Annotated in this window: 2 protein-coding genes; both read right to left on the bottom strand. The window is 76.5% G+C overall.

All coding sequences use genetic code 11. The features are described from left to right. The coding region (locus AB0J52_RS32350) for an ATP-binding protein (protein WP_500186622.1) at window positions 1–2,447 on the bottom strand (2,447 nt) is incomplete at its 3' end. A gap of 212 nt (window positions 2,448–2,659) precedes the next feature. Then, window positions 2,660–3,544 (bottom strand): glycosyltransferase (locus AB0J52_RS32345; protein WP_500186621.1); only part of this gene is annotated, 885 nt, incomplete at its 5' end.

Genomic DNA, 3,544 nt, shown 5'->3' with positions numbered 1-3,544 from the left:
CCCATCCACGCGTCGTGCCGTCCGTCCAGGGTGTGCGTCGCGGCGAACCGGGCCTTCTCCACCAGCTCGTCGGCGGCGGCGCGGGCCGCGGCCTCGGCGGCGGCGTCCTTGGCGCGCCGCGCCCGGACGGCCCGGTCGGCGTGCGCCCACAGCCCCACCGCCGCGATCCGGATCAGCCCGGTGTCGGTCGGCCGCCCGGACGCCAGCACGGTCGCGACGTGCGCCAGCGCCCCGGCCTCGTCGCCCTCCCACATCCGCTGCTCGGCGGCCAGGCCGCGCGCGACGTAGATGAGGAACTGGTCGCCGTCCCACAGCGGCTTGATCCACTGGAGCCGGTGCAGGGCCCGGGCGCTGCCCCGCGCCACGTCCAGGAACAGCGCGTACGCGGAGACGACCGCCTCCACGTCCCGGACCACCCGGATGCCGAAGCCGTCGGCGACCTCGGAGGCCCGGTCCCAGTCGCCCTCGGTGTAGGCGATGAGGAACTGCAGGAACCGCAGGTTGATGCCGTAGGTCGACCAGGTGAGACCGTTGTCGAGGGTGAACCGGACGGCCTCGTCGGCCAGCGCGCGGGCGCGCGCGAGCTCGCCCGTCTCGTACGGAAGGTGGGCCTGCACGTACAGCGCGCGCAGCGTCACCTGCATGTTCCCCGACGCCCGCGCCAGGCGGACCGCGTCGGAGTAGGCGCGCGTGACCTCCGGCCCCGGCCCGAGCGTCGCCTCGGTGTGCTGCCCGAGCGAGATCAGTGCGGCGGCCTCGGCGGACGGCACGTCCGCCTCGCGCGCCACGCGCAGCGCCTCGGCCGCCATCGCCGGGACCTCGTCGTACCGTTCGGGCGTGGCGAGCAGCGACCGCACATAGGTCGCCAGCACGCGCGCCCGGGCGGAGGTCGGAGGCTCGACGGGCGTGAGGTCGAGCGCCTCCTGCGCCCACTTGCGCGACTCTTCCAGCCGGTCGTTCTCGTGCAGGTAGTAGGCGAGGCGTTCGCGGACCTCCGCGCCGAGCGCCCGGTCGTCCGGATCGACCAGCGTCAGCAGCCGCCGCAGCCGCTGCACGGCCCGGCGCACGTCCCCGGACCGTCCCGACGACCGCACGGCCGACCACTCCAGGTCCACCCGGGCGAGCCCGGCGGACTCCGCCGGGTCGGGCACGCTGTCCCACAGCGACAGCGCCTGGTCGTAGTGCTCGTACGCCTCGTCGGGCGCGCCCATCCGCTCGGCGTCCTGCCCCGCCCGCACGGACGCGGCGAACGCGGTCGGCAGGTCGTGCGCGGCCATCGAGTGGTAGGCCAGCTCCGCCGCCGCGCGCGGCGGACGGTTCGCGTCCGCGACCGCCTGCTCGCCGGCGGGCGCGACCGCCCGCAGGAACTCGGCGGCGAACGCCCGGTGCAGCCGGGTCCGCTCGCCGGGGAGCAGGTCGGCGTAGACGGCCTCGCGCAGCAGCGCGTGCCGGAAGGTGTATCCGGCCGCGCCGCTCGGCACCAGGATCTGGTGCGACACCACGTCGCGCAGCGCGTCGCCCGCCGCGGCCTCCGACAGCCCCGACACGCGGCGCAGCAGCTCGTCGTCGACGCGGCGGCCCGCGACGGCCGCGACCCGGACGACGCGCTGGGCGTCCTCGGACAGCCGCTCCACCCGCGCGAGCAGCAGGTCGGCGAGGGCGGCGGGCAGCTCCCCGTCCTCCCCGACGGCGAACAGCTCACCGGCGTAGAACGGGTTGCCCTCGGACCTGCGGTGGACGCGTTCGACCAGGTCGGCGGGGGGTTCGGCGCCCGTCCCGATCAGCGAGGTCAGGAACTCGGCGGTCTCGCCCGGCCGGAACGGCTTCAGCTCCACCGCCGACACGTTCGGCAGCCGCAGCAGCTCGGCGACGACGGGCCGCAGCGGATGCCGCCGGTGCAGGTCGTCGGTCCGGTAGGTGCCGACGAGGCAGACCCGCTCGCGCTGCAGCACCCGGCTCAGGAAGACCAGCAGGTTGCGCGTGGAGCGGTCGGCCCAGTGCAGGTCCTCCAGGACGAGCAGCACCGGGCGCTGCCCGCCCAGCTCGCCCAGCAGCCCGAGCGTCGCGCCGAGCAGCTGCTGGCGGCCGAGGTCGGACGCCTCGTCGGGGGCGCCGTCGCCGTCGGGCAGCAGCCTGCGCAGCACCGGCCGCGCCGACAGCGCCTTCTCCAGGCAGTGCCGCTCATCCTCCGCGGACTGCGGATCGCGCAGCGCCGTCCACAGTGCGTCGGCGAGGGGGAGGTAGGGCATGGACTCGCCGAGCGCGGCGCACTGGCCGGTCAGCACGGCGAAGCCCTTGCCGCGCGCGGTGGCGGTGAGCTCGGCGACCAGGTGGGACTTGCCCACCCCGGCGTCGCCGCCCACCAGGACCACCCCGGCGCGGCCGGCGGCGGCCCGGTCCAGCGCCGCGGTGAGCGCGGCGAACTGCGCCTTCCTGCCGATGAGCACCCTTTTCCGCACCTCCCCTGAATCGCCCCAGTATGGCATCGGGAACCGACAGACCAGGCAGGCAAGGCCCCGGCCCCCGATCCTGACCGGATCGGGGGCCGGGGCCTGCGCCGGGCCGCCCGGACGGGAGAAGGGGCGGCTCAGCGGGTCTCGCCGCTGGGGCGGTGGTCGTCGGGGGCCGCCGGCGGGCGGCCCCGGGACGGGACACCGGGTCAGGTCAGCGAGCCGACCAGCTCGCTGTCGGTCTCGGCCAGCGCGCTCGCCACGCTGGACGCGGCCTGCGAGGCGGGCTCGGGCTCGCGCTCGGGCTGCGGCGCGGGAGCGGGGACCTTGGTGGGCTCGGGGGCGGGCTGCGGCTCGCGCTCGGGCTCCTGGCCCGGCTCCGGCAGGATCTCCGGCTCGGGGGTGATCGTCAGGTAGACGCGCTCGGTCTCGTCGGCGATCCGCGGCCAGCTGTGCCGCGAGCGGACCCGGTCGGCGGCGGCGATGCCGTAGCCGTGCCGGGTGGTCTCCTCCGCCAGCAGCTGCCGGACGGCCAGCCCGATCTGGCGCGGGCGGTTCGCCGGGACGTGCAGGCCGGTGATCGTGTCGAGCACCGCGTCGGCGTTGGTGCCGACCGGGGTGACGACCGCGGGGACGCCGCAGGCCATGGCCTCCAGCGCGGCGGTCGGGGCGGACTCGGTCGGGGCGAGGCCGAGCGCCAGCCGCGAGGTGCGCAGCAGGCGGGGCAGCGAGCGGCGCGGCATCCGGCCGAGGAAGATCACCCGGTCGGAGACGTTCAGCTGCTTGGCGAGGACGGTCAGGCGGCGCACCGAGGCGTCGTCCTCCAGCTCCTCGCGCTCGGGACCGCCGGCGACGGCCAGCTCGGCGTCCGGGACGTGCTGCAGGGCGCGGATCGCGGTCTCGGCGGAGCCGTCGGACAGGTTCCGCGAGATCACCGTGAGGCGCAGCCGGTCGCCGCGCGGCATCGTGGGGCCGACCTCGGAGAACAGCTCGACGTCCACGCCGGGCGGGGTGATGCGGATCGCGTCGCGCCGCACGCCCATCCGGACGGCGGCGGAGGCCTCGTCGGTGCTGCGCGCGAGGATGACGTCGGC

It is taken from the genome of Spirillospora sp. NPDC049652, assembly GCF_040675125.1.
Lineage (GTDB): Bacteria > Actinomycetota > Actinomycetes > Streptosporangiales > Streptosporangiaceae > Spirillospora.
This window is presented reverse-complemented; position numbering and strand designations above follow the sequence as displayed.